The organism is Variovorax sp. E3 (assembly GCF_016082275.1).
Taxonomy (GTDB): Bacteria; Pseudomonadota; Gammaproteobacteria; order Burkholderiales; family Burkholderiaceae_C; genus Variovorax.
On sequence record NZ_MOWM01000049.1, the window covers coordinates 1 to 25,664 of the forward strand.

Consider the following 25,664-nt stretch of genomic DNA (forward strand, 5'->3'; position numbering starts at 1 on the left):
CCGGGCTGGACGGCCTGGGCCGGCATCGGTTCAGGCGCCCTGGCAGGCGCGGGCATCGGCGCGGCGGCCATGGCTTGCGGTGCGACAGCGGGGGCCGTTTGCGGCACGGCGGGCGCCGCCGGCATCAGCTCAGGCTTGAAATCGTCCGGCGCCTGGGGCGCCATGGCGGCAGCCACCGGCGGTGGCGCGGCTGCGCTCGTGTCTTGCCCCTGCTTGTGCAACAGCACGCCGCCGAGCGCCACCACGGCCACGGCCAGCACGCCGATCACGGCCCACAGCGCCTTGGGCGATTTGCCGCCAGCAGGCGAGCCGGGAGGCGGGTTGAGTGGCGACGTCGAGTCCATGACAAAAGATCCTTTTCTGTCCGGCGCGGAGTACGCCGGAACCCACCCCAGAGCATGGACGCGGACGGCGCGTTGTCAATTGACCGGCGTCCTACACGCCGATGCCCGCCACCCCCGCCAGGAACCGCGCGGCCTCGCTTCGCATGCCCCGCGAAATGGCCTCCCACGTCCTCGCGGGAAAGTCCGCGGGCAACAGGGCCTCGACCTCGTCCAGCGCCACGTCCACCGACGCGACCATGTCCAGCATCGCGTTCCAGACGTCGATGCCGCCGTTCTTCATGGCCAGGCCATGCCAATGGCGGGCCTGGATGGTGTGAAAGACATGGTGCGCATTCCGGGAGCGCACCGCCATGGCCAGGCCGGCCCGGCGCGGCTGGAACTGATTCGCACCGTCGCCGAAATACGGCCACATCGAAATGATGTCGTAGAGCGGCGTCATCTCGTAGGCGTCGCCGCGCAGCAGATGGGTCGAGAAGTTCTTGGCATGGCCGTCGGTGGCCGCGAGCAGGAAGAAGGCCAGTTGCGCGAGCAGGAACCGCGCACCGTCGTCCGCGCTGCGGCTGCCCTGCAGGAGCTGCAGGCACCTGCGCATGCCGGGGCCGCCGTGCTGCTCGTACTTCTTGTCCGACGGCAGGCCCATGGCCTGGCAGAAATCTTCCTGCGGCAGGCGCGCGATCCAGCTGCCGCCGTCCATCCATTCGCGGTCGAAGCGCTCCACGACCAGCACCGTCTGCCCGCCGAAGGTGGCCATGGCGGTCGGCGCCACGAGCAGGCCGAGCGCCTCGACGATCTGCGCGCACAGCCATTCGTTCTGCACCGAGTCGGAGGCGTCGACGCGCCTGGAGCCGCCGATCAGCCCCAGCGGCAGCTTGACGATGTGCGTGGTCGGCGTGGCGCCGTGCGGACGGCACCACGCGCCCTTCCAGAAGGTGAGCGCCGTCTTCTCCTGCGCGCCGGCCAGGGAGATGCGAAACAGGTCTTCGTCGCGCATGCTGCGGGGTGTCTTCCGACGGCACGGCCTGCAGCAGCTCGACGATCTGCGCCTCGTCCAGCGGCTCGCAGCGGATGGCGTTCCAGCCTTCCGGCGCGGCCCCTTCGGGCAACAGCTGCACGGCGCCCACGCAGTCGCGGCCGATGGCCTCGAGCAGGTCGAAGGTCTTCGCGTCCTTGAGCCTGAAGCGGTTGCGCAGACGTGCGCGGATCCGGTCGTTGTCGGGCAGCAAGTTGTCGAAGTAGTTGCGGACCACCTCGCCGCGCACCTCGAGCGTGCTGTTGAGTGGAATCGACAGCGACAGCGAGCGACGCCGGGGCGATTCCAGCCACCCGGCGTCGTAGCGGAAGGCGTGGACACCGCGGTCCACGGACCAGGTGCCGACGTGCTCGCCGTTCATCCAGGCGCTCAGCGCCTGCGTCACCAGGACTCCTTCTTCGGCCGGACGAGAAAGCTGCGGCGCGACGTCGGCTTGACGTCCTTGCCGGGGTTCAGCGCCTGCAGCGCGCGAAGCGATTCGCCGGGCGCACCGCAGGCCCCGAGTCCAGCCGGACCAGCACCGATTGATCGCCCATGCGCGTGGTGGTCCAAGGCCCGGGCGGGAGGTTGACGTCGACGTAGGGCGGGGGCTCTTTCTCCTGGGCGCTCAGGGCGTGGCTGGGCGCCGCTTCGTCCCGCAGGGAAAAGGACGCCCCCAGCGCCGACACCAGCTTCATCAACTGCTCGAAGCTGACAGCGCCGGGATTCGCTTCGATTTCGGCGATCCGGGCCTGGCTGACGCCGACGAGCGCGCCGGCCTGCGCTTGCGTCAGGCCGCGTTGCTTGCGCAAGGCCTTGAGGTGCAGCCGCAGCTGGTCGACGAAGCGAAGGGGATAGTCCATGCTGGGCACAGAATATCGGCCTTGGCTTGTTTTGTCAAAATATCGGCTTTGCCGTATTTTTACGATCTATCGGCTTATTCCTGTATTCGACCCCTACAAGCTCGAGCCTCTGAACCGCGGCCTCAGTCGATCTTCGCGCCCGACGCCTTCACCACCGCGCCCATCGCGTCCCAGTCCGAACGCAGCAGCTTCTGGAACTCTTCCGCGCTCTGGCTGCGCGGCTCCACGCCCAGGCGCTTGAAGCGCTCCTGGATCGCCGGGTCGGCCAGCACCTTGTTGGCGGCAATGTTGATGCGCTCGACCTCCGCCTTGGGCGTGCCGGCCGGCGCGAGCAGGCCGATCCACGAGTCGAAGGCGTAGCCCGGCAGGCCGCTCTCGGCCACGGTCGGCAGCTTGGGCAGGAAGGGGCTGCGCGCCTGGCCGGTGGAGGCCAGCAGCTTGATGCGCGCGTCGTCCTGGAAGCCGATCACGCCGATGCTCGACGAGATCACCGCCTGCACGCGGCCCGCGAGCACTTCGTTCACGGCCTCGCCGGTCGACTTGGTCGGGATGTGCGTCATCTGCAGCCCGGCCTTGGCCAGGAACGACGCCATCGCGAGGTGCGTGGCGCTGCCGTTGCCGGCCGAGGCGTAGTTGTACTTGCCCGGGTGGGCCTTGACCTCCTTGATGAAGTCGGCCGTGTTCGACACGTTCATGCCGCCCGCCACCGCCAGCACGTAGCCCGCGTTGCCGACGTTGGCCACGCCCACGAAGTCCTTCAGCGGGTCGTACGAGAGCTTGTTGTAGAGGAAGCCCGCGATGTTGTGGCTCGCGGCCGCGAGGATCAGCGTGTTGCCGTCGGCCGGCGCGCGCGCCACGATGGCCGCGCCCACGGTGCCGCCCGCGCCCGCGCGGTTCTCGACGATGGCGCTGGCACCGAGCGCCGCGCCCAGCTCGTTGTTGAAGGCGCGCGCCACCGTGTCCTGCACCGCGCCCGTGCCGAAGGGCACGACGATGTGCAGCACGCGCTGCTGCTGCGCATGGGCGAGGCCGCAAACGCCGAGGGCCATGGCGCTGCCGCGGCAGCCAGCGAACGTCGGGTGAACAGGGTGGGGGGCATCGGTGTGGCCGCTTTCTTTTTGGTCGTCGTCATCAACAGGGAAGAACCTCAGGCGCCCGGCCGCAGCCAGCGCTGCACCAGCTTCACGAAGTAGCTGGCGCCGATCGGGATGATCTCGTCGTTGAAGTCGAACGAGGTGTTGTGGATGATGCAAGGGCCGGGCCCGTGGCCGTCGAGCCGGTGGTCGCCGTCGCCATTGCCCAGGAAGGCATAGCAGCCGGGCCGCGCGAGCAGCATGTGCGCGAAGTCTTCGGCGCCCATCACGGCGGGGAAGTTGTCGGTGACCATGTCGTCGCCCACCACCTCGCGCATCACGTTCGCGGCAAAACGCGCCTCGGCCGCGTGGTTGACGGTGGGCGGCGACGAGCGGTTGAAGTACACCTCGGCCGTGCAGCCATGCGCCGCCGCCACGCCCGCGGCCACTTCGCGCAGGCGCGCCTCGATCTTGTCGATGGCGTCGATGGAAAAGGTGCGGATGGTGCCGCCGACCGTGGCCACGTCGGGAATCACGTTGGGTGCGTCCGAGCCCTGCAGTTGCGTCACGGCGAGCAGCGCGCGCTCGGTGCTCGGAATGGTGCGCGCCACGATGGTCTGCAGCTGCTGCGCGAGCGTGACCACCGCGGCCACCGGGTCGATGCCCGTGTGCGGCATCGACGCGTGCGTGCCGCGCCCGTGCACGGTGATCTTGTAGGTGTTGCTCGACGCCATCAGCGCGCCTTCGTTGAGCGCGAAGCGGCCCACGTCGCCCACCGGAAAGTTGTGCAGCCCGAAGACCGCGTCGCACGGGAAACGCTCGAACAGGCCTTCGTCGATCATCTTCCTGGCGCCGGCCTTGCCCATCTCCTCGGCGGGCTGGAAGATGAAATGCACGGTGCCGTCGAAGTCGTCGGGCCCCTGTTGCGACAGGTGCCACGCAGCGGCCAGCAGCATGGTGGTGTGGCCGTCGTGGCCGCAGGCGTGCATGCGGCCGGGGTTCGTCGACTTGTGGGCGAACTCGTTGGCCTCGTGCAGCGGCAGCGCGTCCATGTCGGCGCGCAGGCCGATGGTGCGGCTGCCGGTGCCCTTGCGCAGCACGCCGACCAAGCCGGTGCCGGCAATGCCGCGATGCACCTCGATGCCCCAGCCGGTCAGCAGGTTCGCGACCTTTTCGGAGGTGCGGTGTTCTTCGAACCCGAGTTCGGGGTGGGCGTGGATGTCGCGCCGGATCTCGACGAAGCGCGAGATGTCGGCGAAGGAATCAGCGATGTTCATGGCGGGGCGGGGCTGCGAGTCGTTCGAATGAAGCGAACGATTCTGGCGCAGCCGCCCGCCACGCGCATGCAGGCTTACGCGAGTCGCCCCTCTTGCCTCAGCTTTGCGCCGATGCGGCGGATCTCGGCCTCGCCCTGGTCGAGCGCGGCTTGGCTCGTGTGCACCGAGTAGTGGCCCATCACCAGCTCGTGCGGATGCTTCACCGCCGAGCCCAGCACGAAGGCCGTGTCGCCGTGGGCGACGAAGTCGATGGCCGCGCCCGACTCCTCGAACACCGCGAGCTCGCCCGCACCGATCGGCCCGCCCCGCGTGTCGCCCGTGCCGAGGCCGCCTGCGTTGACCGCGACCCAGCCCACCGTATGGCCGGCGGGCGGCGTGTAGCGCCAGCGCTCGCCGTCTTTCAATTCGACGGCCAGGTAGTTCATCGACGCAGGCGCCGCGATGGCGCTTTGCGCCGCGCCGTAGCGCCCGAGCAGCACGCGCGCCGGGCCTTCGCGCGGCACCTGCGCGGGCGCGAGTACATGCTCTGCGCCGGGGCGTTTTCCTCGGAGGGCGGCAGCGCCACCCACAGCTGGAAGCCGCGCACGCGCTTCACGCCCGGCGCGGGCGCGCCCGTGTGCCACACGCCGTTGCCGGCGCGCATCCACTCGACACCGCCGCCATGCAGCGTGCCTTGTTCGCCGGTCGTGTCTTCGTAGAGCGTGTCGCCCTCGATCAGATACGTCAGCGTGGCGATGCCCGAATGCGGATGCAGGCCGAAGCCCTTGTGGCCGCCTTCGGTGTTGAAGCCGAACAGGTCGAGGAACACGAAGGGCTTCAGGAATTCGCCCAGGTCGCCGGGGCTCACAAGCCGAGTGATCGCGCCGTGCGAACTGCCGCGCGTGCGGTAGACGATGGCGCGTGCCTGGGTGTCGACGGATGCGGCCGTGGTGGTCATGCGGCCTCCCTTGCGGTCTTCAGCGCCCGGGTCCACCAGGCCATGTCGTCGAGCATCGCGGTGGCGGCCTGCGCCAGATGCGGAAAGTCCGCGAAGGTCTTGCCCTGCTGCCAGATGCCCATGAACTCGACCATGCCGATGTGCACCGCATGGCGCACCGGCGCCATCTGCATCTCGACCGAGATCAGCCGCAGCTGCTCAATTGCGCGTGCCGCGCCCACGCCGCCATAGCCCACGAAGCCGATCGGCTTGCGGATGAATTCCTTGTAGGCCCAGTCGATCGCGTTCTTCAGCACCGCGCTCGGGCCGTGGTTGTATTCGGGCGTGACGACGACGAGCCCGTCGAAGCCGGCCAGCTTGGCCTGCCAGCGCTGCGCGGCCTCGTTCTTCACGGGGCCCCAGGCCGGCGCGCCCGCTTCGTTGAAGAAGGGCAGCGGATGGTCGCGCAGGTCGACCAGCTCGAAGGCGAGGTCGGTGCGCTGCTGCGCGATCTCGTGGATCCATTGCGCGGGCTTTTCGCCGAAGCGGCCTTCACGGGTGGAGGCGAGGATGATGCCGATGCGGGGTTGTTGTGCGGTCATGGGGCGCTCTTGGATGAGGGGGAGGAAGTCGATGGACACAAGGTTAGGACGACACCCATTGATCGACTAGGCGGTAGAGTCGGATTGCACTCGTCCATCAATCGAAGGAATCAACCCTATGCTCGACCTCAACGACATCGCCATGTTCGTGCAGGTGGTGCGCTACGGCAGCTTTGCCGAGGCCGGCCGGCGGCTGGGCCTGCCGCCGAACACCGTGAGCCGGCGCATCCAGCAGCTCGAGGCGCAACTGGGCACGCGGCTGATGCAGCGCTCGACGCGCAAGCTCACGCTCACCGGCGCGGGGCAGGATTTTCATGACCGGTGCGCGGGGGCGGTCGACGGGCTGGTGGCGGCCGGGCAGGCGCTGGTGGCGGGCGGGCAGGCGCCGAGCGGGCTGGTGCGGGTGGCGGCGCCGGCCGACTTCTTCGATTTCTTCCCGATGGAATGGGTGGCCGACTTCCTGGCCGCGCACCCGCTGGTGAAGCTCGACTTCGTGCTCAGCGACGCGGCCGCCGACCTCATCGCCGAGCAGATCGACGTGGCCTTTCGCGGCGGCGTGCTGCGCGATTCGGGCTATGTCGGCCGCAGGCTGGCCACGAGCAGCGGCGGCCTGCTGGCGAGCCCCGAGTACATCGCGCGGCGCGGCCACCCCACGAGCCTGCAGGACCTGGTCAACCACGACTGCGTGACCCCGTCGAACCCGGCGGGCCAAACCTTGTGGCGCCTCGTGGGCCCCGACGACACGGAGGAAGAAGTGCAGGTGACGGGCCGCTTCACCGGCAACACCGCGCAGGCGCTGCGCAAGGCGGTGCTGGCGGGGCTGGGCATCGCGCAACTGCCGCCGACGATGGCCGCGCGCGACGAGCAGGAAGGGCGGCTGGTGCGGGTGCTGCCCCAGTACCGGTACACCGGGCGCGGGCTCAACGTGGTCTACCCGAGCCGCAAGCACCTGCCGCTGGCGGTGTCGGCGTTCATCGAACTGGTGATGAGCAAGCTGGGCCAGATGAACCTGCTGAAAGAGCCGCCGCCTCCCGGGAAAGCCTAGTCACCAGGGCCCATTCGTTTCCACTGAAAATGCCTCCCCATGAAAATCGAAAAAGACACCGTCGTCACCATCAAGTACAAGGTCTCCGACGCCCAGGGCAAGCTCATCGAGGCGAGCCCCGAGCCGATGGCCTACCTGCATGGCGGGTACGAGAACACGCTGCCCAAGATCGAGGAAGCGCTCGATGGCAAGGAAAAGGGCTACCAGACCGTGCTGAACCTCGCGCCTGAAGACGCCTTCGGCCAGCGCGACGAAACGCTGGTGCGCAGCATTCCCAAGACCGATTTCCCGCCGGGCGTGAAGGTGGGCGGGCAGTTGCAGGGGCGCCTGGACGACGGCCGCGAGCATGTGTTCACGGTGACGAAGATCAAGGGCCCGGTCGTGCTGCTCGACGGCAACCATCCCTGGGCCGGCAAGGCGCTGCGCTTCAGCCTGCAGGTGACGGACGTGCGCGCGGCGCTGCCGGTGGAAATCGAGCACCGCCATGTGCATGGCGCCCACGGGCACCATCACTGAGAAATTCGCCTAGCGGCTGCCGGGTTTGACGGGGCTTCGCGCCAGCAGGCACTGCAGGCCGGCCTCGTAGGCAGCGGCGTCCATTTCGCTGCTGTTCTTGGCCACCAGGTAGCTGAGGCCGAAGCGCTCGGTGGCCGCTGTGTAGAGCCGGTAGAAGCGCTCGCCTTCCTCGATGCGCGTGAGTTTTTGCCACGGCACGACGGCGGCCTTGCTGCTCTGGGGCGCCGCCAGGCTCAGCCCCTGCGCGCTGATCGTCACCTCGTGAATGCCGACGGACCGGGTCGCGGAGCGCGTGACCGACCGGTGCAGCGCGCGGGCCACGCGGTCCCGCATGACGGGCTGGACCCGTTCCCTGCGGCGCGCGCCCAGGGCGGCGATGTACCCGACCAGACGCGCGCGAAAAATCCACAGCGCCAGCCACGCCAGCACGGTCGCTATTGCCGAACCCAGCCAGAACTCGGCGCGAACCGGCCGAGGCTCGAACGCGTACAGAAGCGCGATGGCGAGCACGGGCGCGGCCATCAAGAAGACCGAGAGCGCGCGCGGCACCAGCCGCTGCACGGCCGCATGAAGGCGCTCCGACTGCCGATCGTGTTCTTCGAGGCGGCGGTCCAGGGCCGCGTCGGCCAGTTGCTCCGCGTCTTCGGGCGCGAGCCTGAATCGGAGTTGCAGCGTTTCGTCCTGGGGTTCGGGCAAAGGGGCAGGGGTTGTCATCGGCACGCTTGCGACCATCTCACTTCTTCTTCCAGAACCTGGAGGCCCCGTCGATCTTTGCCAGGGCCTTGGCGCAGGCCTTCGCCCCCGCCGCATGGCGCGCGGTGAACCAGCGACGGCGAACCATGCACGCGCATCGCGCGTCGTTGCTTCGCGGTACAGCGCAAGCGCCACGGCCTCGTCGTTGAATGTGCCCAATGCGTCCTGCGCCGGCCGCAGCGCTTTCAGGTAGCGCTCGGCGGCGTTTTTGTCTGCGGCGTCGAACAGCGGCGCCACGAATTCGGCGAGGTAGCGCAGGCGCTTGAGGCGCTTGCGCACGCGGTGCTGGCTTTCGGTGTCGAGCGATTCGAAGCGCTGGCCGTCGCGCACCGTTTGCTTGTGCAGGTGCTGCAGGCGCTCGCGCAGCAGCCGGCGGGCCGCATCGGCGTCCAGGGGCGCCGGTGCTGACGGCGCCTCTTCGCCATCGCCGGGAGGCGCGGCCTTTGCAGGCCCGGCCGCGGTGAAGCCGATCAACGAAACCAGCACGTTCTGAAACTCGGCAGCGCGCACGACGTCGCCGGGAGACGGCGCGTTGCCCGCCTCATCGCCCGCCAGCGGATCGAATTCCGGCGCGCCCGCCTCACGCAGTTGCGGCTGCGCCAGCTTCACCACCTGCTCGCGGTCACGCAGTTCGCCCAACGCGCGGAAAGCGGCGACCAGCGGCGGCTCCCATTCGGCCGCGTCGAACAGGCCCGGCGCCTCGTCGAGCCCCGCCAGTTCACGCAGCGCCGTGCGCAGCCGCCGGATGCCGATGCGCAGCTGATGCACCTGTTCTTCGTGCGAACTGCCCGCCGCGATCTCGCTGGCATTCGGCAGCATCTGCGCCAGGCACGAGGCCACCACCGCCTGCTGGATGGCGCGCCCGTCCGGATGCGCCGAGCCGAAGCGCGGCGGCTCGGCCTTCACGGCCTCCACCATGTCTTGCGCGGCCAGCAGCCGCGCGCCGCGTTCGGCCTTCGACACGGTGCTGAACCACAACCCGTGCTGCTGCGACCAGCGGCGCGCGAGCGTCACCAGCCCTTGCACGTCACCGTGCTTGAGTTCCAGCTCCAGCTCGCACACCGGCGATTCGCGCCGCTCGGGCGTGCCCGCGTGCGCGACGACCTTGCCGACATCGAGCGCCATCTCGACCACCGCGCCGCCGAGCCCCGTGACGCGCACGTCGCGCGTGAGCCGCACGATGTCGGTCGATTGCCGCTCGACCAGCGGCACGGCGCCGTCGCCGTCCACCAGCAGCTTCGCGAGCCGGTCGCCCACGGGCGTGCCCTGGTGGCGTTGCGGGTCGATGGCCGGCACCGCGGCGGCCGTGCCCAGGTCGACGTTGTGCTCCAACCGGTGCAGCGCGTTGTCGCCCGTGGCCTTCACGGTCTGGACCCAGCGCCGGCCCTCCTTGCGCAGCCGCAGCACCATGCCGTCAGCGGCGAGCCGCAGGTCGCCGGTGTCGAAATAGCGGGCTTGCAGGCGCGTGCGCACGACGGCGCCGCGCTTCAGGGCGGCTTCGACGGCCTTCAGGCGGTCGGCGGGAATGCAGAACTTGAACTCGATTTCCATAGGCGCCGATGATGCCTTCCCCGCCTTTCGGGGGCATCCAAATCCCCTGCCTCGAAAATCATGTGGACGCCGTCCAGTTTCTTTGATATCTTTTGTGGACGGCGTACACAAGACGTCGCCGTACACCACTCCATTTCTCACAGACACAGGACGACACCATGGCCAACAAGCAGATCTTCGTGAACCTCCCCGTCAAGAACCTCGACAAGGCCAAGGCGTTCTTCGCCGCGCTGGGCTACACCTTCAACCCGAAATTCACCGACGCCAACGCCGCGTGCATGGTGATCCACGAAGACAGCATCTACGCGATGCTGCTGGTCGAGGACTTCTTCAAGACCTTCACCACCAAGAGCATCACCGACACCTCGAAGAACACCGAAGTGCTGCTGTGCCTGTCGTGCGAGAGCCGCGCCGAGGTCGACGAGCTGGTGGCCAAGGCCAAGGCGGCCGGCGGCACCACCCCGCGCGAGCCGCAGGACTACGGCTTCATGTACGGCCACGGCTTCCAGGACCTCGACGGCCACCTGTGGGAAGTGATGTACATGGACCCGAACGCCGAGATCCCGAAGCAGTAAGCACTGCCGCCGACGCACCACGGGCCGAGCGATGCCGATCGTTCCATACGCGCTCTTCACTGTTGCACGGAAGGCCTCTACCGGACGACGGCCGCGCCCCGATATTCCCTCCACTGGCACGGCATCATCGGCCGAGCCCCACATGGAAAGGAATATCAGCATGTCCGACGACAACAGCAACAACAACAACGAGCGCAACAGCCCCATCGTGCGGATCGCCCCGCTCGGTTTTCCGTGGCAGACGATCGACCCGTTCCTGTTCTGCGTCTACCACGACGACGCCTACCCGAAGGGCAATGCCGGCCTGGGCCCCGAAGCCTCGCTGGCCGGGCGCGACATCGGCCAGGACTTCAGCCGCAAGGACGGCTGGAGCATGTACCACGGCGACAAGGTGCCGGGCTTTCCGTCGCACCCGCACCGCGGCTTCGAGACCGTGACCATCGTGCGCAAGGGCCTGGTCGACCACTCCGACTCGCTGGGCGCCACCGCGCGCTTCGGCGGCGGCGACGTGCAGTGGCTCACGGCGGGCAAGGGCATCGTGCATTCCGAGATGTTCCCGCTCCTGGACGCCGGCGCGCCGAACCCGCTGGAGCTGTTCCAGATCTGGCTGAACCTGCCGGCGCGCAACAAGATGGCCGAGCCGCATTTCACGATGTTCTGGTCCGACGCCATTCCGCGTTTCGCGTCCGACGACGCCAAGGGCGGCCGCACCGACGTCGCTGTCATCGCGGGCCGGCTGGGCGACGCCGCCAACGGGCAAGACCCGATCCAGCCGCTCGCGCCGCCACCCGACTCATGGGCCGCGCAGGCCGATGCCGACGTGGCGATCTGGACGCTCAAGATGACGCCCGGCGCGCAATGGACGCTGCCGGCCGCCACGGGCGAGGGCACGCGCCGCATGCTGTACTTCTTCAAGGGTGCGTCGGCGTTCGTCGCGGGCCGCCTCGTGGAGGGCCCGGCGGCCATCGAGCTGCGCGGCGACGCGGCCGTGGAAATTGCCAACGGCGCCGAAGAGAGCGAGTTCCTGGTGCTGCAGGGCCGCCCGATTGCCGAGCCGGTGGTGCAGTACGGCCCCTTCGTGATGAACACGCAGGCCGAGATCAGCCAGACCATGGCCGACTACCGCCGCACCCAGTTCGGCGGCTGGCCGTGGGACGATTCGGCGCCGGTGCACGGCCGCGAGGCCGCGCGCTTCGCCAAGCACCCGGGCGGGCGCGAAGAGGTGCCGCAGGCCTGAGCCCCGGCGCCTGCTTGCTCAGAGTGACTTGAGCGCTTCGGCGCCCGGCGCGGTCATGCTGGGCACGAACTCGATCACCTCGGTGCGCGCGACGCCGTTCTGCACGAACGGATCGCGCGCCAGCACCGCCTCCAACGCCTCGCGGTCGCCCGAACGCGCCAGGATCACGCCGCCCTTGCGCGGCACCTGCCGGCCCGAGGCCACGAACAGACCACTTTCGTAGTGCTTCTTGAGCCAGGTGACATGCGCGTCCATCAGCGCGTCGAGTTCTTCGAGCGGGCGGATGTAGGTCAGGGTGACGATGAACATGGAAGAGGGCGCCGGTGAATGCGAAAGCCCCGATCCTATGGGCCCCGGCGGCATCAGTCGATGGCCACGCCGCCTTCCTTCACCAGCTTCGCGAACTTGGCCGTCTCCTCGCGGATCTGGCGCGCCATCTCTTCCTGCGTGCCGCCCAGCGGCTCGGCGCCGATGGCCTGCATGCGCTGCGCGAAGTCGGGCGAGCGGATGATCTTGACCATCTCGGTGTTCAGGCGCGCGACGATCTCTTTCGGCGTGGCCGCTGGCGCCAGCACGCCGAACCACGTGCCGATGTCGAAGCCCTTGAGCCCCGCCTCTTCCAGCGTCGGCACGTCGGGCAGCACCGACGAGCGGCGCGCCGTGGTCACGGCCAGCGCGCGCAGCTTGCCGCTCTTGATGTGCTGCAGCACCGGCGTGATGGTGTCGAAGGACATCGCCACCTGGCCGCCCAGCAGGTCGGTGGTGAGCGGGCCGCTGCCCTTGTAGGGCACGTGCAGCAGCGTGGTGCCGGTGCTGGCCTGGAACTGCGTGCCGATCAGGTGCTGCGCGGTGCCGTTGCCGTTGGAGCCGTAGGCCAGCTTGTCGGGCGCGGCCTTGGCCAGCGCGACCAGCTCGGCCACGTTCTTCGCGGGCGTGTTGGCCGCGTTGATGACCAGCACGTTCGGCACCATGGCCACCACGGTGATGGGCGCCAGGTCTTTCTGGAAATCGTAGGGCAGCTTCTTGTAGACGCTGGTCGCGATGGTGTGGTGCACCGCGCCCATCAGCAGCGTGTAGCCGTCGGGCTTGGCCTTGGCCACGTAGTCGGCGCCGAGCGTGGCGCCGGCGCCGGGCTTGCTCTCGACCACCACGGGCTGGCCGAGCGATTGGGAGAGCTTGTCGGCCAGCGCGCGCGCCAGCACGTCGGTGGTGCCGCCGGCCGGGAAGGGCACGACGAGGCTGATGGGGCGCGTCGGCCAGCCGGGCGGTGCCTGCTGCGGCTGTTGCTGCGCGAAGGCCAGCGCGGTGGCGCCGAGGCCCAGCGCAAGGGCCGCCGTCTGAAGCACGGTGCGCCTGCCGAGGCGCGCGTTGAAAGAAGCGTTCATGGTTTTGTCTCCGGCTCGTTGTGTCGTAATGCGCGCATCGAGGCGCGCGGATACCGTCGTGTCGCTCTGGAGGGCCCGGGCCTTCACCCGGTCACTCCATCACGCCGCGAGCCGCATCGGCTCGCCCGCGATGTGTGCGCACACCGCCTGTGTCACCTGCTCCGTGGTCGCGCTGCCGCCCAGGTCGCGCGTGTGCAGCGACGGGTTGGCCGTGACGTGCTCCACCGCCTGCATCACGCGGCGCGCCGCATCGGCTTCGCCCAGGTGCTCCAGCAGCATCACCACCGACCAGAAGGTGCCGACCGGGTTGGCCAGCCCCTTGCCCATGATGTCGAAGGCCGAGCCGTGGATGGGCTCGAACATCGAGGGGTAGCGGCGTTCCGGGTCGATGTTGCCGGTGGGCGCGATGCCCAGGCTGCCGGCCAGCGCGGCCGCGAGGTCGCTCAGGATGTCGGCGTGCAGGTTGGTCGCGACGATGGTGTCGAGCGTGGCGGGGCGGTTGACCATGCGCGCGGTGCAGGCGTCGACCAGCTCCTTGTCCCACGTCACGTCGGGGAACTCCTTCGATATCTGCAGCGCGATCTCGTCCCACATCACCATCGCATGGCGCTGCGCGTTGCTCTTGGTCACCACGGTGAGCAGCTTGCGCGGCCGCGAGCGCGCCAGGTTGAAGGCGAAACGCATGATGCGTTCGACACCCGCGCGGGTCATCATGCTCACGTCGGTCGCGGCCTCGATGGGGTGGCCCTGGTGCACGCGTCCGCCGACGCCGGCGTATTCGCCCTCGGAGTTCTCGCGCACGATCACCCAGTCCAGCTGGCCCGGCGCACAGCGCTTGAGCGGGCCGTCGATGCCCGGCAGGATGCGCGTGGGCCGCACGTTGGCGTACTGGTCGAAGCCCTGGCAGATCTTCAGGCGCAGGCCCCACAGCGTGACGTGGTCGGGAATGTGCGGGTCGCCCGCGGAGCCGAACAAGATGGCGTCTTTCCTGCGCAGCGCGTCGAGGCCGTCGGCCGGCATCATCTCGCCGTGCGCGCGGTACCAGTCGCCGCCCCAGCCGAAGTCCTCGAAGCTGAATTGCAGGGCGCCGCCGGAGGCCTCGGCCAGCGCCTCCATCACGCGGCGTCCCGCCGGGATCACTTCCTTGCCGATGCCGTCGCCGGGAATGGTGGCAATGCTGTAGCTGGTCATCGATGTCCTTGTGTGCTCATTGAATGAGCCCACTGTAGGATCGGGTGACCCGAACGATTCACGCCCGAAGTGAATCCATCGTTAACTTCAATTCAACAGTGAGGTGGCCATGGCTTCCCCTGTCCAACCCGCCGACCTCGGCTTTTTTTCCGCGCTCGCGGCCTGCGGCAGCCTGAGCGCCGCGGCGCGCGAACTCGGCATCAGCACGCCGGCCGTGAGCAAGCGCCTTGCGCAGATGGAAGCGCGCCTGGGCGTGCCGCTGGTGAACCGCACCACGCGGCGCATGAGCCTCACGCCCGAGGGCGAGCTCTACGTGGCGCACGCGCGCCGCATCCTCGGCGACATCGACGACATGGCGCAGCTCTTGGGCGGCGCCAGGGGCGAGGCGCAGGGCCTGCTGCGCGTGAACGCCACGCTGGGCTTCGGGCGAAGCCACGTGGCGCCGCTGATCTCGAAGTTCGTTCGCAAGCATCCGCAGGTCGAGGTGCAGTTGCAGCTGTCGGTCAACCCGCCGCCGCTGACCGACGATGCCTTCGACGTCTGCATCCGCTTCGGCGCGCCGCCCGAGGCCCGCGTGATCGCGCGGCGCATTGCGTCGAACCGGCGGCTGCTGTGCGCATCGCCGGCCTACCTGGCGCGCGCCGGTCTGCCGAAAGTGCCGAACGACCTCACGCGCCACCGCTGCATCGGCATCCGCCAGGGCGACGAGGCCTACGGCATGTGGCGGCTCAGCACGGGCCGGGGCACGGCGCAGCGCACCGAGGCCGTGAAGACGCGCGGCGCGCTCAGCACCAACGACGGGGAGATCGCGGTCAACTGGGCGCTCGACGGGCACGGCATCCTGATGCGCGCCGAATGGGACATTGCGCGCTACTTGCGCAGCGGCCGGCTGGTGCAGGTGCTGGCCAACTACCGCACGCCCGATGCCGACATCTACACCGTGTACCCGCAGCGCCACCAACTGTCGGCGCGCGTGCGGGCCTTTGTCGACTTCATCGCGGCGGCGCTCGGCGACAAGGACGGCGCCGAGCCTTCGCTCACCCGCCGCTGAACACCGACACCACCAGCCACACGTTGGCCGCACTGATCACGCCGAACAGGCCCCACGCAAGCGACTTGAGCACCGGCCCGTTGGCAAAGCCGCCCATCAGGGCGCGGCTGCTGGTGAAGCGGATCAGCGGCCACATCGCGAACGGCAGCTGGAAGCTCAGCACCACCTGGCTGAGCACCAGCATCTTGCCCACGCCGCCGTCGCCGAACCACCAGACGCCGAGCCAGGCCGGGCCCAGCGCCAGTGCGCGCGTGATCAGGCGGCGCTGCCAGCACGGGATCTTCAGGTCGAGAAAGCCTTCCATGATGATCTGGCCCGCGATGGTGCCGGTGAAGGTCGAGCTCTGCCCCGAGGCCAGCAGCGCAATGCCGAACAGCGTGGCCGCGAAGGCGCTGCCGACGATAGGCTCGAGCAGGCGGTAGGCGTCGTCGATCTCCGTCACCTCGCGGTGGCCGGTGGCGTGAAAGGCGCTGGCCGCCAGCACCATGATGGCCGCGTTGACCAGCAGCGCGAGCGACAGCGACACCACCGCGTCGAGCGTGCAGAAGCGCACCGCCTCGCGCCGCGCGGGCTCGGTGTCGGCCACGAGCCGGGTCTGCACGATGGAGGAGTGCAGGTACAGGTTGTGCGGCATCACCGTGGCCCCGACGATGCCGATGGCCAGGTACAGCGCGCCCGGCTGGTGCAGCCGCTCCAGGCTCGGCGCGAAGCCCATCGCCACGCCGAACCAGTTGGGCGGCGCCATCATGAGCTCGACCACGAAGCAGCCCGCGATGGTGCCCACGAGCCCCAGCACGATGGCCTCCACGCGCCGGAAACCCGCGCCCTGCAGGCCGAGCACCAGCAGCGTGTCGAAGGCCGTGATGGCGATGCCGACCGGGATCGACACGCCGAACAGCAGGTGCAGCGCCAGCGCGCTGCCCAGCACCTCCGCAAGGTCGCAGGCCACGATGGCCAGCTCGGCGCCGAGCCACAGCAGGCGGTTGACGCGCGGCGAATAGTGCTCGCGGCAGGCGCGCGCCAGGTCCTTGCGCGCGACGATGCCCAGGCGCACGCACAGCGTCTGCAGCAGCATCGCCGCCAGGCTGGCGAGCAGCACCACGAACAGCAGCCCGTAGCCGAAGCGCGAGCCGGCCTCGATGTCGGTGGCCCAGTTGCCCGGGTCCATGTAGCCGACCGACACCAGCAGGCCGGGGCCCGCGTAGCGCATCAGCTTCTTGAAGAAGGGCAGCTCCTGCGGGACGGCGACGCTGCCCTTGACTTCAGACGGGCAGAAGGGCGCGGTGGCCGTGCGGGGCAGGGGGAAGAACATGCGGGCGATGATAGGGACAAGGCCGTGATGTTGTCGCGGACCGGACCTGCGCGATGGCGCCGGATCTTTTAGATTCGGCACTCGCGCACTCACTCTCACATCAACCCCGGAGACTTTTCCCAATGATCCACGTCGTCGCCGTCATCACCGCCAAACCGGGCCAGCGCCCCGCGCTGCTCGAAGCCTTTGCCGCCAACCGCGCGGCCGTGCTGGCCGAAGCGGGCTGCATCGAATACGGCGCCACCGTCGACGCACAGGGCATTCCGCCGTCGAAGGCCAGCTTCGGCCCCGACACCTTCGTCGTCGTCGAGAAATGGGAAACGCTGGCGCACCTGCAGGCACATGCCGTGGCGCCGCACATGAAGGCCCACAGCGAGCAGACGAAGGAGCTGACGGCAAGCAAGCTGATTCACGTGCTCGAGCCGGTCTGAGCCTTCCGGCATTCCCCGCCTTCGCGTGCGGCGCAAGGCGTGCTACCTTCGCGCCGGGGAGCCGGCGTTCCAGCGAGGACGCACCACAACGCAGAGGGGGACTGCCGACATGGCGATCTTTCGTTCGCGCGCTGTCGCCGCATCGGGCGCACTGGCCGCGTTGGTCCTGCTGACACTCACCGGTTGCGCGCCGTTGCTGGCGCCGCCCTACGCGGCCGACTATGAAGCGCTCGACCGGCTCGAAGCCACGCGCCCCGGCATGGTGGCGGTCGCGAAGGCCGAGCCCACCGATCCGCAGGAAAAGGTCAACACCGTGCGCCTGCGCAGCGCCCGGCTGCTGTCGCCCAGCGGCAGCTTCGCGCAGTACCTGCAGGACGCGCTGATGCGCGACCTGAGCGAAATTTCCGTCTACGACCCGAAGGCGCCGACACGCATCGCGGCGCGCATCGTGGTCAACGACATCGACCTGGGCGTCATCAACGGCACCGGCCGCATGGATGTCGAAGTCACCGTCACGCGCGACGCCACGCAGCGGCTGCGCAAGACCTACCGCGCGGAGACGGCCTTCGACTCGAGCTACGCGAGCATCGTCGCCGTGCCGGCCGGGCAGGCCGCGTACCCACGCCTCGTGCGTGCCTTGCTGCGGCAGGTGTATGCCGACCCGCAGTTCGTGGCCGCCGTCGGCCGCTGACACCCTGGCCTGGAGGCGCTTCGATGCAGTTCTCAATTCCGGTGACCGCGATTCGGCATGGCACGGCCCTGGCACTCGCGACCCTGCTGCTCGCGGGCTGCGTGCACCCGATCACGATGATCACCGAGACCGCGCCGCCGCGATCGCAGGCGCACTTGATTCCGAAGAAGGTCGCCTACGTGATGACGGATGCCGACCGCGACAAGGAGGTGGTCACGCCGGGCGGCAGCGGCGACCGCGTGAGCTACTTTCCGTACCGCGACCTGGAGAAGTCGATCCGCGATGCGTTGCGCGCGGTGTACCGCGACGTGGTGGTGCTGCGCACGGCCGGCGATGCAAAGGCGAACGAAGCGGCGGGCGTGTCGCTGGTGTTCACGCCGCGCATCACCACCGACTCCAGCTCGTCGTCGTGGATCAGCTGGCCGCCGACCTCGTTCACCGCCGAAGTGTCGTGCGTGGTGACCGATGCGGCGGGCGCCGAGGTCACGCGCGTGCGCGCGGCAGGCAACGGCACGGCGGAGTTCGGCGAGTTCAAGGGCGACTTCGGGCTTGCCGCGCGAAGAGCGGCGACGCGGTTGACGTCGCAGTTGAGCAGTGAAATTCGCAGGAGCGAGAAGCTGCGGTGAGCTTCTCGCGCGCCCGCGTCAGTCCAGGCGTTGGTTGATCACGCGCGCCACGAAGTTCTCGAGCGACACGCGCACGGCTTTCTCCGTCGCCTTCCCCAGCGCTTCGGCGCCAGCAGGGCAGTCGCCGTCGATGGACTCCTGGCCGAAGCCACGAACCGTTGTGGTCGCCAGTTCTCGGCCCTCGGCGGACACGGCAGTGGTCCTGATGGAGAGTTCAACGCTCGCGTCCGCCGTGCCTACGAAGAAGCCTGGCTGAAAACGCAGTCGCGGATTGAAGTCGTCGAGGGCGAAGGTGTACAGCACCCCGTCCTTGCCGGACTCCCCGGCGGTCTGAACTGGCACCACCGACTGATGCGCCGCGGAAACGGTGCGCACGATGGAGGTCTTGATGGCAGGGCCCACGCTGACGGGGTAGCTGTGCGCGCCGCAGATCTGTCCCGGCTTGACGACTTTCTCGAGGTTGGCCAGATCGCCGGACACCGCCACATAGGCCTTGGTGGACTGCACCCTGTCGCGACGCACTTCGTACGCTGCCGATGTGCTTCCGACTTCCACTTTGTGGGCACAGCCGACAAGCAAAAGGGCGCCCAAGCCAATGGCAAGCAGTTTTCCGATCACACGCTTCTCCTCGTAATAAATTGTTATTCGATTCTAGAAGCGCTCGAGAGGCCCTTTGCTGGTGAAGTGGAACGTCCCGCGAGGCGGGCGACCGACAATTCAAGCAATGCAAAAGACCGAAGCCCTTTGGGAAGATGCCGAACACCGCGCACCGGAGCTTGCGCGGGAACTGGCCCGCATGGAGCTGGCTTTGTGCAACTGGGGGCCAGTCACCGCATCAAGGGATTCGCTCGAGGCCGCCATTCGGTCCGGATGGCACAGCGTTGTCGCCTCGGCGAGGAAAGGCTCGGTTTCTCTTGAGCCATCGTTCGTCGCCTCGCTGCACGCATTGATCGCACAGCCCATCGATTCGCCCGGCGCGGGCGTCTTTCACGAAGGGCAATCTCCGATGGATTGGACGGAGTTCAAACGCGCCCTCGACGATGCCGCGCTGGAGTACGGCATGGCCGACAACACGGAGGCATGGCTTCTTGCCCAGTTGTACTGGGGGCCGCACCTGGAATCGCTGGGGCTGTCCGTGGCATGGCTGCTCGGCAATGGCTTCCGGTTGCAGGAAGGGGGCCGCATGGTCGTGCCCAATGCCAGTCACGATGAGAAGTTGAAAGAGCGCCTGAAATGGGCCGGCCCCGACCTCTACGATGCGGAAGGCCTGCGCGGCTTTTTTGGCTGGTACGAAACGGAACGAACGCCAGGCTAGCGCCGCAACGTCCACCAGCACCATGAAAAAACGCGCCCTCAGGCGCGTTTTTTAGTTCAAGCCCCGAAGCCTTACTTCGAAACGACCTTCACCATCTCCAGGCACTTGTTCGAGTAGCCCCATTCGTTGTCGTACCAGCTCACGAGCTTCACGAACGTGCCGTCCAGCGCAATGCCGGCTTCGGCGTCGAAGATCGAGGTGCGCGGGTCGCCGCGGAAGTCGGTGGCCACCACCTTGTCTTCCGTGTAGCCCAGCACGCCCTTCAGCGCGCCTTCGCTCTGTGCCTTCATTTCGGCGCAGATTTCCTTGTACGTGGCGTCCTTCACCAGCTCGACCGTCAGGTCGACCACCGACACGTCGGAGGTCGGCACGCGGAAGCTCATGCCCGTGAGCTTCTTGTTGAGCTCGGGGATCACCACGCCCACGGCCTTGGCGGCACCGGTGCTCGAGGGAATGATGTTTTCCAGGATGCCGCGGCCGCCGCGCCAGTCCTTGTTGCTCGGGCCGTCGACGGTCTTCTGCGTGGCGGTGGCGGCGTGCACGGTGGTCATCAGGCCGCGCTTGATGCCCCACTTGTCGTTCAGCACCTTGGCCAGCGGGGCCAGGCAGTTGGTGGTGCAGCTGGCGTTGCTGATGATGCTTCGCCGGCGTACTTCTTGTCGTTCACGCCGTAGACGAACATGGGGGTGTCGTCCTTCGACGGTGCCGACAGGATGACCTTCTTGGCGCCCGCGTCGATGTGCTTTTGCGCCGTTTCCTTGGTGAGGAACAGGCCGGTCGATTCGAGCACGATGTCGGCGCCGACTTCGTCCCACTTGAGCTGCGACGGGTCGCGCTCCTGCGTCAGGCGGATCTTCTTGCCGTTCACGATCAGCGTGTTGCCTTCGACCGTCACTTCACCCTTGAAGCGGCCATGCACCGAGTCGTACTGGAGCATGTAGGCCAGGTATTCGGGCTCGAGCAAGTCGTTGATGGCAACGATTTCGATGTCGTTCTTGAAGTTCTGCACTGCTGCGCGCAGCACGTTGCGACCGATGCGGCCGAAGCCGTTGATACCGAGTTTGATAGCCATCTGACTTGCTCCTGAAGGTTGAAAAACTTGTTGTGAAAACCGGCAAAAAGAAACGCTGCGACGCGATCAGTCGCGCAGCGCGGCTTCCACCGTGGCGGCCACGTTTTCCGCCGTGAATCCGAAGTACTTGAACAGCTCCGGCGCGGGCGCCGACTCGCCGTACGAGTCGATGCCCACGACGGCTGCGCAGCCGTACTTCCACCAGCCGCCCGTGCAGCCCATTTCGACGGCGATGCGCGGCAGCTTCTTCGGCAGCACGGCCTTCTTGTAGGCGATGTCCTGGCGATCGAAGGTGGTGGTCGAGGGCATCGACACCACGCGCACGGCGATCTTCTTCTCGGCCAGCAGCTTCTGGGCGGCCAGCGCGAGCTGCACTTCCGAGCCGGTGGCGATGATGACGGCGGCCGTCTTCTTGCTCTTGAGGCCCACGGCCTCGGGCTCGGACAGCACGTAGGCGCCGCGGCTGATGTCGCCGAGTTCGCTCTTCGGTGCGTAGGCGATGTTCTGGCGGCTCAGCAGCAGCGCGGTCGGGCGCGTCTGGTTCTGCAGCGCCACGGCCCAGGCCACGGCGGTTTCTGCCGTGTCGCCCGGACGCCAGACGTCGAGGTTGGGAATCAGGCGCAGCGACGCGGCGTGTTCGATCGACTGGTGGGTCGGGCCGTCTTCGCCCAGGCCGATGGAGTCGTGCGTGAACACGTGGATCACGCGGCGCTTCATGAGCGCGGCCATGCGGATGGCGTTGCGGCTGTAGTCGCTGAACGTGAGGAAGGTGCCGCCGTAGGGGATGTAGCCGCCATGCAGCGCCACGCCGTTCATGATGGCCGCCATGCCGAACTCGCGCACGCCGTAGTTGATGTGGCGGCCGATGGTGCCGTGCGGCGCCTGAGCCGGTGCAGCGGGTGCGGCCTCGTCCTCGGCGCCCTGCTTGGCTTCCACCGCGGGCAGGGTCATGACCACATGGCCCTTGGCGTCGAAGCGCAGCGCGGGCGTGCTCTTGGTGTTGGTGAGGTTCGAGCCGGTCAGGTCGGCGCTGCCGCCGAGCATTTCGGGCAGCGCGGCCGTGAAGGCTTCCAGCGCGAGCTGGCTGGCCTTGCGGCTGGCCACGGTCTCGCCCTTGGTGTGCGCGGCCACCACGGTGTCGAACGCGACCTGGTGGAAGTTCTTGGGCAGCTCGCCCTTCATGCGGCGCGTGAAGTCGGCGGCCAGCTCGGGGAAGGCGGCGGCGTAGGCGGCGAACTTGTCGTTCCACTCGGCTTCGGTCTTGGCGCCGGCTTCCTTGTGGTCCCAGTCGGCGTACACCTCGGCCGGGATCTCGAAGGGCGCGTAGTGCCAGTCGATGGCGTCGCGCGTGAGCTTGATTTCTTCGGCGCCCAGTGCTTCGCCGTGGGCCTTGGCGGTGCCGGCGCGGTTCGGGCTGCCCTTGCCGATGACGGTCTTGCAGTTGATGAGCGTGGGCTTGTCGCTCGACTGCTTGGCCTTGGCGATGGCCTTGGCCACTTCGGCGGCGTTGTTGCCGTCGATCGGGCCGATCACGTGCCAGCCATAGGCGTGGAAGCGTTCGGCCACGTTGTCGATGTACCAGGGCTTGACCTGGCCGTCGATGCTGATGCCGTTGTCGTCGTACAGGGCAATGAGCTTGTTCAGGTGCCAGGCGCCGGCCAATGCGCAGGCTTCGTGGCTGATGCCTTCCATCATGCAACCGTCGCCCAGGAAGGCGTAGGTGTGGTGGTCGACGATGGCGTGGTCCTTGCGGTTGAACTCGGCGGCGAGCAGCTTCTCGGCCAGCGCGAAGCCCACGGCGTTGGTGATGCCCTGGCCCAGCGGGCCGGTGGTGGTTTCCACGCCCGGGGTCACGTCGACTTCAGGGTGGCCGGCGGTCTTGCTGTGCAGCTGGCGGAAGTTCTTGAGCTCTTCGATCGGCAGGTTGTAGCCGGTCAGGTGCAGCACCGAGTACAGCAGCATCGAGGCGTGGCCGTTGGACAGCACGAAGCGGTCGCGGTCGAACCAATGGGGGTTCGCGGGGTTGTAGCGCAGGTGTTCGCCCCAGAGCGCGACGGCCATGTCGGCCATGCCCATCGGTGCACCCGGATGTCCGGAATTCGCTTGTTGAACGGCATCCATAGCCAGCGCGCGGATCGCGTTGGCCATCAGGGCTTGGTTTGCCATGGGCATGGGACTTTCGGGGGAAAAGGGTGGGTGGGATAGGGGGGAACCCGCGATTTTACCGGGCCGGCCCGCCCGGCCGCCGATACAGCCTGAACACCCGACTGATGTTCTTGTGCGGCAGCCGGACTGCTAGAGTTGCCACCCATGCATGGGCTGCACCTCACCGCCGACCTCCACGACTGCCAATGCGGCCTTCAATGGCTCACCGACCGGGAGGCGCTGGGGGCTGTCTGCCTGAAGGCGGTTTCGGCCGCCGGGCTGCAGGCGGTGGGCAGGCTGGTGCACGGTTTTCCGGCCACGGCGCAGGGGCCGGGCGGCGTCACCGCCACCGTGCTGCTGGCCGAATCGCACCTGTGCATCCACACCTGGCCCGAGCAGCGCGGCGTGACGCTGGACGTGTATGTCTGCAATTTCAGCGGCGACCATTCGGCCAAGGCGCATGCGCTGATGGAGTGCCTGGTGGCGCTGTTCCAGCCGCGCCACAGCGAACGCAACGAGCTGCAGCGCGGCAAGGTCTCCGCGTGAACGCGGTGCGGGCCATGATCCTTGCCGCGGGGCGCGGCGAGCGCATGCGGCCGTTGACCGACACCTGCCCCAAGCCCCTGCTCGAAGTGCGCGGCAAGCCGCTGATGCAATGGCCGATGGAGGCGCTGGCCGCCGGCGGCTTCACCGAACTGGTGATCAACACCGACTGGCTGGGCGCGCAGGTTTCCGGGCGCTTCGGCGCGAAACCCTTGCTGAACGGGCACGGCGCGCTATCGATTTCATACTCCGACGAGGGCCGCGACTTCGGCGGCGCGCTCGAAACGGCCGGCGGCATCGTGCGCGCGCTGCCCCTCTTGGGCGAGGTGTTCTGGGTCGCGGCCGGCGACGTGTTCGCGCCCGGCTTTGTCTTCACGCGGGCCTCGGTCGAGCGCTTCGTCGCCAGCGGCAAGCTCGCGCACCTGTGGCTGGTGCCGAACCCGGCGCACAACCTCAAGGGCGACTTCGGGCTGTCGGCGGACGGCCTCGCGCTCAACACAGCGCCCGAGAAATTCACCTTCTCGACCATCGGCCTGTACCGCGCCGCGCTGTTCGCACCGCCGTACTGCGACATTCCCGCCGGCAACCCGGCCGGCCGCAAAGCCCCGCTGGCGCCGATCCTGCGTGCCGCGATGGACAATGAACGCGTGAGCGCCGAGCTCTACACCGGCCCCTGGACCGATGTGGGAACCCCCGAACGGCTTGCCCAACTGAACACGCCAAGATGACCTCAGCAGCAGACACCACCACGATCTACGCCGAGCGCCGCGCGCGCCTGGCTTCGCAACTGGGCAAGGACGGCATCGCCATCATCCCGACCGCGCCCGAGCGGGCCCGCAACCGCGACACCGACTTCCTCTACCGCCACGATAGCTACTTCTACTACCTGACCGGCTTCACTGAGCCCAATGCGTGGCTGGTGCTGGCGGGCGACGGCCGCGCCACGCTGTTCTGCGCACCGAAAGACCTGGAGCGCGAGATCTGGGACGGCTATCGCCTGGGCCCCGACGCGGCGCCCGCGGCGCTGGGCGTCGACGAGGCCTTCTCGGTCACCGACCTGGACACCAAACTGCCGAAGCTGCTGGAGAACCGGTCGACCGTGTGGTTCCCGTTCGCGATCCACAAGGGCCTGGAGACCCGCATCGACGGCTGGCTGCAGTCGGTGCGCGCCCGCGTGCGCTACGGCGCGCTGTGCCCCGAGGAGCAGCGCGACCTGTGCGGCCCGCTCGACGAGATGCGCCTGGTCAAGGACGCGCACGAGCAGGACATCATGCGCCGCGCCGCGCAGATCAGCGCGCGTGCGCACGTGCGCGCCATGCAGCTGTCGGCCCGCATGCTGCGCGAGGGCAAGGACCCGCGCGAATACCACCTGGACGCCGAGCTGCTGCACGAATTCCGCTTGGGCGGCTCGCAGTACCCGGCGTACTACTCCATCGTTGCGGCGGGTGCCAATGCCTGCGTGCTGCACTACCGCGCCGACGCGGCGCCGGTGCGCAAGGGCGAGCTGGTGCTGATCGACGCCGGCTGCGAACTCGACGGCTACGCCAGCGACATCACGCGCACCTTCCCGGCCGACGGCAAGTTCACCGGCCCGCAGCGCGCGCTGTACGACCTGGTGCTGGCCAGCCAGGACGCCGCCGCCGCGGCCACCAAGGCCGGCAACCGCTTCAACGACCCGCACGACGCGGCGGTGCGCGTGCTGTCGCAGGGCATGCTCGACCTGGGCCTGCTCGACGCCGACAAGGTCGGCAATGTGCAGGACGTGATCGACACGCGCGCCTACTTCAAGTTCTACATGCACCGCACAGGCCACTGGCTCGGCATGGACGTGCACGACTGCGGCAGCTACGTCGAGCCCACGCAGATCGGCGAAGTGAGCGAGCGAAAAGATCCGCTGTCGAACGAAGTCATCAAGAACCGCCCGAGCCGCATCCTGCACCCGGGCATGGTGCTGACGCTGGAGCCCGGCATCTACGTGCGCCCCGGCGACGGCGTGCCCGAGCAGTTCCACAACATCGGCATCCGCATCGAGGACGACGCGATCGTCACGGCCACCGGCTGCGAACTCATTTCGCGCGGCGTGCCGGTGAAGGCGGACGAGATCGAGGCGTTGATGCGCGCTTGACCGCGCGCTGCGCGTC

Annotated in this window: 24 protein-coding genes and 4 pseudogenes; 12 read left to right on the forward strand and 16 right to left on the reverse strand. The window is 68.2% G+C overall.

Features of this window, described 5'->3' with window-relative positions; genetic code table 11:
- From BMG07_RS18275 to BMG07_RS18305, 8 genes and pseudogenes are all read right to left on the reverse strand, one after another.
- A pseudogene (locus tag BMG07_RS18275) lies at positions 1 to 344 on the reverse strand (hypothetical protein); the annotation flags it as partial.
- A gap of 91 nt (positions 345 to 435) precedes the next feature.
- Complete coding sequence (locus tag BMG07_RS18280; RefSeq protein WP_374221295.1) at positions 436 to 1,335, reverse strand: HipA domain-containing protein; 900 nt, start codon at positions 1,333 to 1,335, stop codon at positions 436 to 438.
- Positions 1,336 to 1,507: 172 nt separating this feature from the next.
- Positions 1,508 to 1,735, reverse strand: a pseudogene (locus BMG07_RS44940) (HipA N-terminal domain-containing protein); the annotation flags it as partial.
- Between the two features lie 91 nt (positions 1,736 to 1,826).
- Positions 1,827 to 2,216 (reverse strand): helix-turn-helix domain-containing protein, encoded by a 390-nt coding sequence (locus BMG07_RS18285; RefSeq protein WP_198085752.1) that lies wholly within the window; start codon positions 2,214 to 2,216, stop codon positions 1,827 to 1,829.
- A gap of 122 nt (positions 2,217 to 2,338) precedes the next feature.
- Positions 2,339 to 3,265, reverse strand: coding sequence for a tripartite tricarboxylate transporter substrate-binding protein (locus BMG07_RS18290; protein WP_198085753.1), 927 nt, complete (start codon positions 3,263 to 3,265; stop codon positions 2,339 to 2,341).
- A 98-nt stretch (positions 3,266 to 3,363) separates the two neighbouring features.
- On the reverse strand, positions 3,364 to 4,566 hold the full coding sequence (locus tag BMG07_RS18295) for a M20 aminoacylase family protein (protein ID WP_198085754.1): 1,203 nt from the start codon (positions 4,564 to 4,566) through the stop codon (positions 3,364 to 3,366).
- Positions 4,567 to 4,640: 74 nt separating this feature from the next.
- Positions 4,641 to 5,503: pseudogene (locus tag BMG07_RS18300) on the reverse strand (pirin family protein).
- Positions 5,500 to 6,084, reverse strand: coding sequence for an NADPH-dependent FMN reductase (locus tag BMG07_RS18305; RefSeq protein WP_198085755.1), 585 nt, complete (start codon positions 6,082 to 6,084; stop codon positions 5,500 to 5,502). The pseudogene BMG07_RS18300 and the gene BMG07_RS18305 overlap by 4 nt, the downstream one beginning before the upstream one ends.
- A 118-nt stretch (positions 6,085 to 6,202) precedes the next feature.
- Here BMG07_RS18305 and BMG07_RS18310 point away from each other — a divergent pair, with 118 nt between their 5' ends.
- Both BMG07_RS18310 and BMG07_RS18315 read left to right on the forward strand, forming a co-directional pair.
- A complete protein-coding gene (locus BMG07_RS18310) occupies positions 6,203 to 7,129 on the forward strand; it encodes a LysR family transcriptional regulator (protein WP_198085756.1) in 927 nt (308 codons plus the stop codon).
- A 39-nt stretch (positions 7,130 to 7,168) separates the two neighbouring features.
- The gene (locus BMG07_RS18315) at positions 7,169 to 7,645 is read left to right on the forward strand and encodes a peptidylprolyl isomerase (protein ID WP_198085757.1); all 477 of its coding nucleotides are present in this window, start codon (positions 7,169 to 7,171) and stop codon (positions 7,643 to 7,645) included.
- 9 nt (positions 7,646 to 7,654) lie between these two features.
- Here the strand turns inward: BMG07_RS18315 and BMG07_RS18325 are convergent, their stop codons facing one another.
- Positions 7,655 to 9,949, reverse strand: coding sequence for a CYTH and CHAD domain-containing protein (locus BMG07_RS18325; RefSeq protein ID WP_307867002.1), 2,295 nt, complete (start codon positions 9,947 to 9,949; stop codon positions 7,655 to 7,657).
- 158 nt (positions 9,950 to 10,107) lie between these two features.
- Here BMG07_RS18325 and BMG07_RS18330 point away from each other — a divergent pair, with 158 nt between their 5' ends.
- Both BMG07_RS18330 and BMG07_RS18335 read left to right on the forward strand, forming a co-directional pair.
- A complete protein-coding gene (locus BMG07_RS18330) occupies positions 10,108 to 10,524 on the forward strand; it encodes a VOC family protein (RefSeq protein ID WP_198085759.1) in 417 nt (138 codons plus the stop codon).
- 160 nt (positions 10,525 to 10,684) lie between these two features.
- The gene (locus BMG07_RS18335) at positions 10,685 to 11,761 is read left to right on the forward strand and encodes a pirin family protein (RefSeq protein WP_269759131.1); all 1,077 of its coding nucleotides are present in this window, start codon (positions 10,685 to 10,687) and stop codon (positions 11,759 to 11,761) included.
- Between the two features lie 18 nt (positions 11,762 to 11,779).
- Here BMG07_RS18335 and BMG07_RS18340 read toward each other — a convergent pair whose 3' ends face one another.
- From BMG07_RS18340 to BMG07_RS18350, 3 genes are all read right to left on the reverse strand, one after another.
- Complete coding sequence (locus BMG07_RS18340) at positions 11,780 to 12,070, reverse strand: YciI family protein (RefSeq protein WP_198085761.1); 291 nt, start codon at positions 12,068 to 12,070, stop codon at positions 11,780 to 11,782.
- Positions 12,071 to 12,123: 53 nt separating this feature from the next.
- Positions 12,124 to 13,146 carry a tripartite tricarboxylate transporter substrate binding protein gene (locus BMG07_RS18345; protein ID WP_198085762.1) on the reverse strand — a complete coding sequence of 341 codons (1,023 nt, stop codon included), beginning with the start codon at positions 13,144 to 13,146 and terminating at the stop codon, positions 12,124 to 12,126.
- 99 nt (positions 13,147 to 13,245) lie between these two features.
- Positions 13,246 to 14,337, reverse strand: coding sequence for a tartrate dehydrogenase (locus BMG07_RS18350; protein WP_198085763.1), 1,092 nt, complete (start codon positions 14,335 to 14,337; stop codon positions 13,246 to 13,248).
- 109 nt (positions 14,338 to 14,446) lie between these two features.
- Between BMG07_RS18350 and BMG07_RS18355 the strand changes: the two genes are divergently transcribed.
- Positions 14,447 to 15,388, forward strand: a complete 942-nt coding sequence (locus BMG07_RS18355; protein ID WP_198085764.1) for a LysR family transcriptional regulator — start codon at positions 14,447 to 14,449, stop codon at positions 15,386 to 15,388.
- Here the strand turns inward: BMG07_RS18355 and BMG07_RS18360 are convergent.
- A complete protein-coding gene (locus BMG07_RS18360; RefSeq protein WP_198085765.1) occupies positions 15,375 to 16,700 on the reverse strand; it encodes an Nramp family divalent metal transporter in 1,326 nt (441 codons plus the stop codon). The two genes, BMG07_RS18355 and BMG07_RS18360, sit on opposite strands and share 14 nt — an antisense overlap.
- Positions 16,701 to 16,822: 122 nt before the next feature.
- Between BMG07_RS18360 and BMG07_RS18365 the strand changes: the two genes are divergently transcribed.
- From BMG07_RS18365 to BMG07_RS18375, 3 genes are all read left to right on the forward strand, one after another.
- Positions 16,823 to 17,131 (forward strand): putative quinol monooxygenase, encoded by a 309-nt coding sequence (locus BMG07_RS18365; RefSeq protein WP_198085766.1) that lies wholly within the window; start codon positions 16,823 to 16,825, stop codon positions 17,129 to 17,131.
- A gap of 109 nt (positions 17,132 to 17,240) precedes the next feature.
- Complete coding sequence (locus BMG07_RS18370) at positions 17,241 to 17,822, forward strand: hypothetical protein (RefSeq protein ID WP_198085767.1); 582 nt, start codon at positions 17,241 to 17,243, stop codon at positions 17,820 to 17,822.
- A gap of 23 nt (positions 17,823 to 17,845) precedes the next feature.
- Positions 17,846 to 18,448, forward strand: coding sequence for a hypothetical protein (locus BMG07_RS18375; protein WP_198085768.1), 603 nt, complete (start codon positions 17,846 to 17,848; stop codon positions 18,446 to 18,448).
- A gap of 18 nt (positions 18,449 to 18,466) precedes the next feature.
- Here the strand turns inward: BMG07_RS18375 and BMG07_RS18380 are convergent, their stop codons facing one another.
- A complete protein-coding gene (locus tag BMG07_RS18380) occupies positions 18,467 to 19,066 on the reverse strand; it encodes a hypothetical protein (RefSeq protein ID WP_198085769.1) in 600 nt (199 codons plus the stop codon).
- A gap of 106 nt (positions 19,067 to 19,172) precedes the next feature.
- Between BMG07_RS18380 and BMG07_RS18385 the strand changes: the two genes are divergently transcribed.
- A complete protein-coding gene (locus BMG07_RS18385; protein WP_198085770.1) occupies positions 19,173 to 19,763 on the forward strand; it encodes a hypothetical protein in 591 nt (196 codons plus the stop codon).
- Positions 19,764 to 19,834: 71 nt separating this feature from the next.
- Here BMG07_RS18385 and gap read toward each other — a convergent pair.
- Together gap and BMG07_RS18395 are read right to left on the reverse strand one after the other, a co-directional pair.
- Positions 19,835 to 20,835, reverse strand: a pseudogene (gap, locus tag BMG07_RS18390) (type I glyceraldehyde-3-phosphate dehydrogenase).
- A gap of 66 nt (positions 20,836 to 20,901) precedes the next feature.
- The gene (locus tag BMG07_RS18395; protein WP_198085771.1) at positions 20,902 to 23,001 is read right to left on the reverse strand and encodes a transketolase; all 2,100 of its coding nucleotides are present in this window, start codon (positions 22,999 to 23,001) and stop codon (positions 20,902 to 20,904) included.
- 144 nt (positions 23,002 to 23,145) lie between these two features.
- Here BMG07_RS18395 and speD point away from each other — a divergent pair, with 144 nt between their 5' ends.
- From speD to BMG07_RS18410, 3 genes are read left to right on the forward strand one after another with little or no spacing between them, the layout of a single operon-like run.
- A complete protein-coding gene (speD, locus tag BMG07_RS18400) occupies positions 23,146 to 23,526 on the forward strand; it encodes an adenosylmethionine decarboxylase (RefSeq protein ID WP_198085772.1) in 381 nt (126 codons plus the stop codon).
- A gap of 14 nt (positions 23,527 to 23,540) precedes the next feature.
- The gene (locus BMG07_RS18405; RefSeq protein WP_198085795.1) at positions 23,541 to 24,251 is read left to right on the forward strand and encodes a nucleotidyltransferase family protein; all 711 of its coding nucleotides are present in this window, start codon (positions 23,541 to 23,543) and stop codon (positions 24,249 to 24,251) included.
- Positions 24,248 to 25,648 carry an aminopeptidase P N-terminal domain-containing protein gene (locus BMG07_RS18410; protein WP_198085773.1) on the forward strand — a complete coding sequence of 467 codons (1,401 nt, stop codon included), beginning with the start codon at positions 24,248 to 24,250 and terminating at the stop codon, positions 25,646 to 25,648. The genes BMG07_RS18405 and BMG07_RS18410 overlap by 4 nt, the downstream gene beginning before the upstream one ends.
- Positions 25,649 to 25,664 lie beyond the last annotated feature (16 nt).

Coding starts and splice junctions, on each gene's coding strand:
- BMG07_RS18280 (WP_374221295.1), bottom strand. CDS start 1,335: ATGCGCGACGAAGACCTGTTTCGCATCTCCCTGGCCGGCGCGCAGGAG.
- BMG07_RS18285 (WP_198085752.1), bottom strand. CDS start 2,216: ATGGACTATCCCCTTCGCTTCGTCGACCAGCTGCGGCTGCACCTCAAG.
- BMG07_RS18290 (WP_198085753.1), bottom strand. CDS start 3,265: ATGGCCCTCGGCGTTTGCGGCCTCGCCCATGCGCAGCAGCAGCGCGTG.
- BMG07_RS18295 (WP_198085754.1), bottom strand. CDS start 4,566: ATGAACATCGCTGATTCCTTCGCCGACATCTCGCGCTTCGTCGAGATC.
- BMG07_RS18305 (WP_198085755.1), bottom strand. CDS start 6,084: ATGACCGCACAACAACCCCGCATCGGCATCATCCTCGCCTCCACCCGT.
- BMG07_RS18310 (WP_198085756.1), top strand. CDS start 6,203: ATGCTCGACCTCAACGACATCGCCATGTTCGTGCAGGTGGTGCGCTAC.
- BMG07_RS18315 (WP_198085757.1), top strand. CDS start 7,169: ATGAAAATCGAAAAAGACACCGTCGTCACCATCAAGTACAAGGTCTCC.
- BMG07_RS18325 (WP_307867002.1), bottom strand. CDS start 9,949: ATGGAAATCGAGTTCAAGTTCTGCATTCCCGCCGACCGCCTGAAGGCC.
- BMG07_RS18330 (WP_198085759.1), top strand. CDS start 10,108: ATGGCCAACAAGCAGATCTTCGTGAACCTCCCCGTCAAGAACCTCGAC.
- BMG07_RS18335 (WP_269759131.1), top strand. CDS start 10,685: ATGTCCGACGACAACAGCAACAACAACAACGAGCGCAACAGCCCCATC.
- BMG07_RS18340 (WP_198085761.1), bottom strand. CDS start 12,070: ATGTTCATCGTCACCCTGACCTACATCCGCCCGCTCGAAGAACTCGAC.
- BMG07_RS18345 (WP_198085762.1), bottom strand. CDS start 13,146: ATGAACGCTTCTTTCAACGCGCGCCTCGGCAGGCGCACCGTGCTTCAG.
- BMG07_RS18350 (WP_198085763.1), bottom strand. CDS start 14,337: ATGACCAGCTACAGCATTGCCACCATTCCCGGCGACGGCATCGGCAAG.
- BMG07_RS18355 (WP_198085764.1), top strand. CDS start 14,447: ATGGCTTCCCCTGTCCAACCCGCCGACCTCGGCTTTTTTTCCGCGCTC.
- BMG07_RS18360 (WP_198085765.1), bottom strand. CDS start 16,700: ATGTTCTTCCCCCTGCCCCGCACGGCCACCGCGCCCTTCTGCCCGTCT.
- BMG07_RS18365 (WP_198085766.1), top strand. CDS start 16,823: ATGATCCACGTCGTCGCCGTCATCACCGCCAAACCGGGCCAGCGCCCC.
- BMG07_RS18370 (WP_198085767.1), top strand. CDS start 17,241: ATGGCGATCTTTCGTTCGCGCGCTGTCGCCGCATCGGGCGCACTGGCC.
- BMG07_RS18375 (WP_198085768.1), top strand. CDS start 17,846: ATGCAGTTCTCAATTCCGGTGACCGCGATTCGGCATGGCACGGCCCTG.
- BMG07_RS18385 (WP_198085770.1), top strand. CDS start 19,173: ATGCAAAAGACCGAAGCCCTTTGGGAAGATGCCGAACACCGCGCACCG.
- BMG07_RS18395 (WP_198085771.1), bottom strand. CDS start 23,001: ATGGCAAACCAAGCCCTGATGGCCAACGCGATCCGCGCGCTGGCTATG.
- speD (WP_198085772.1), top strand. CDS start 23,146: ATGCATGGGCTGCACCTCACCGCCGACCTCCACGACTGCCAATGCGGC.
- BMG07_RS18405 (WP_198085795.1), top strand. CDS start 23,541: ATGATCCTTGCCGCGGGGCGCGGCGAGCGCATGCGGCCGTTGACCGAC.
- BMG07_RS18410 (WP_198085773.1), top strand. CDS start 24,248: ATGACCTCAGCAGCAGACACCACCACGATCTACGCCGAGCGCCGCGCG.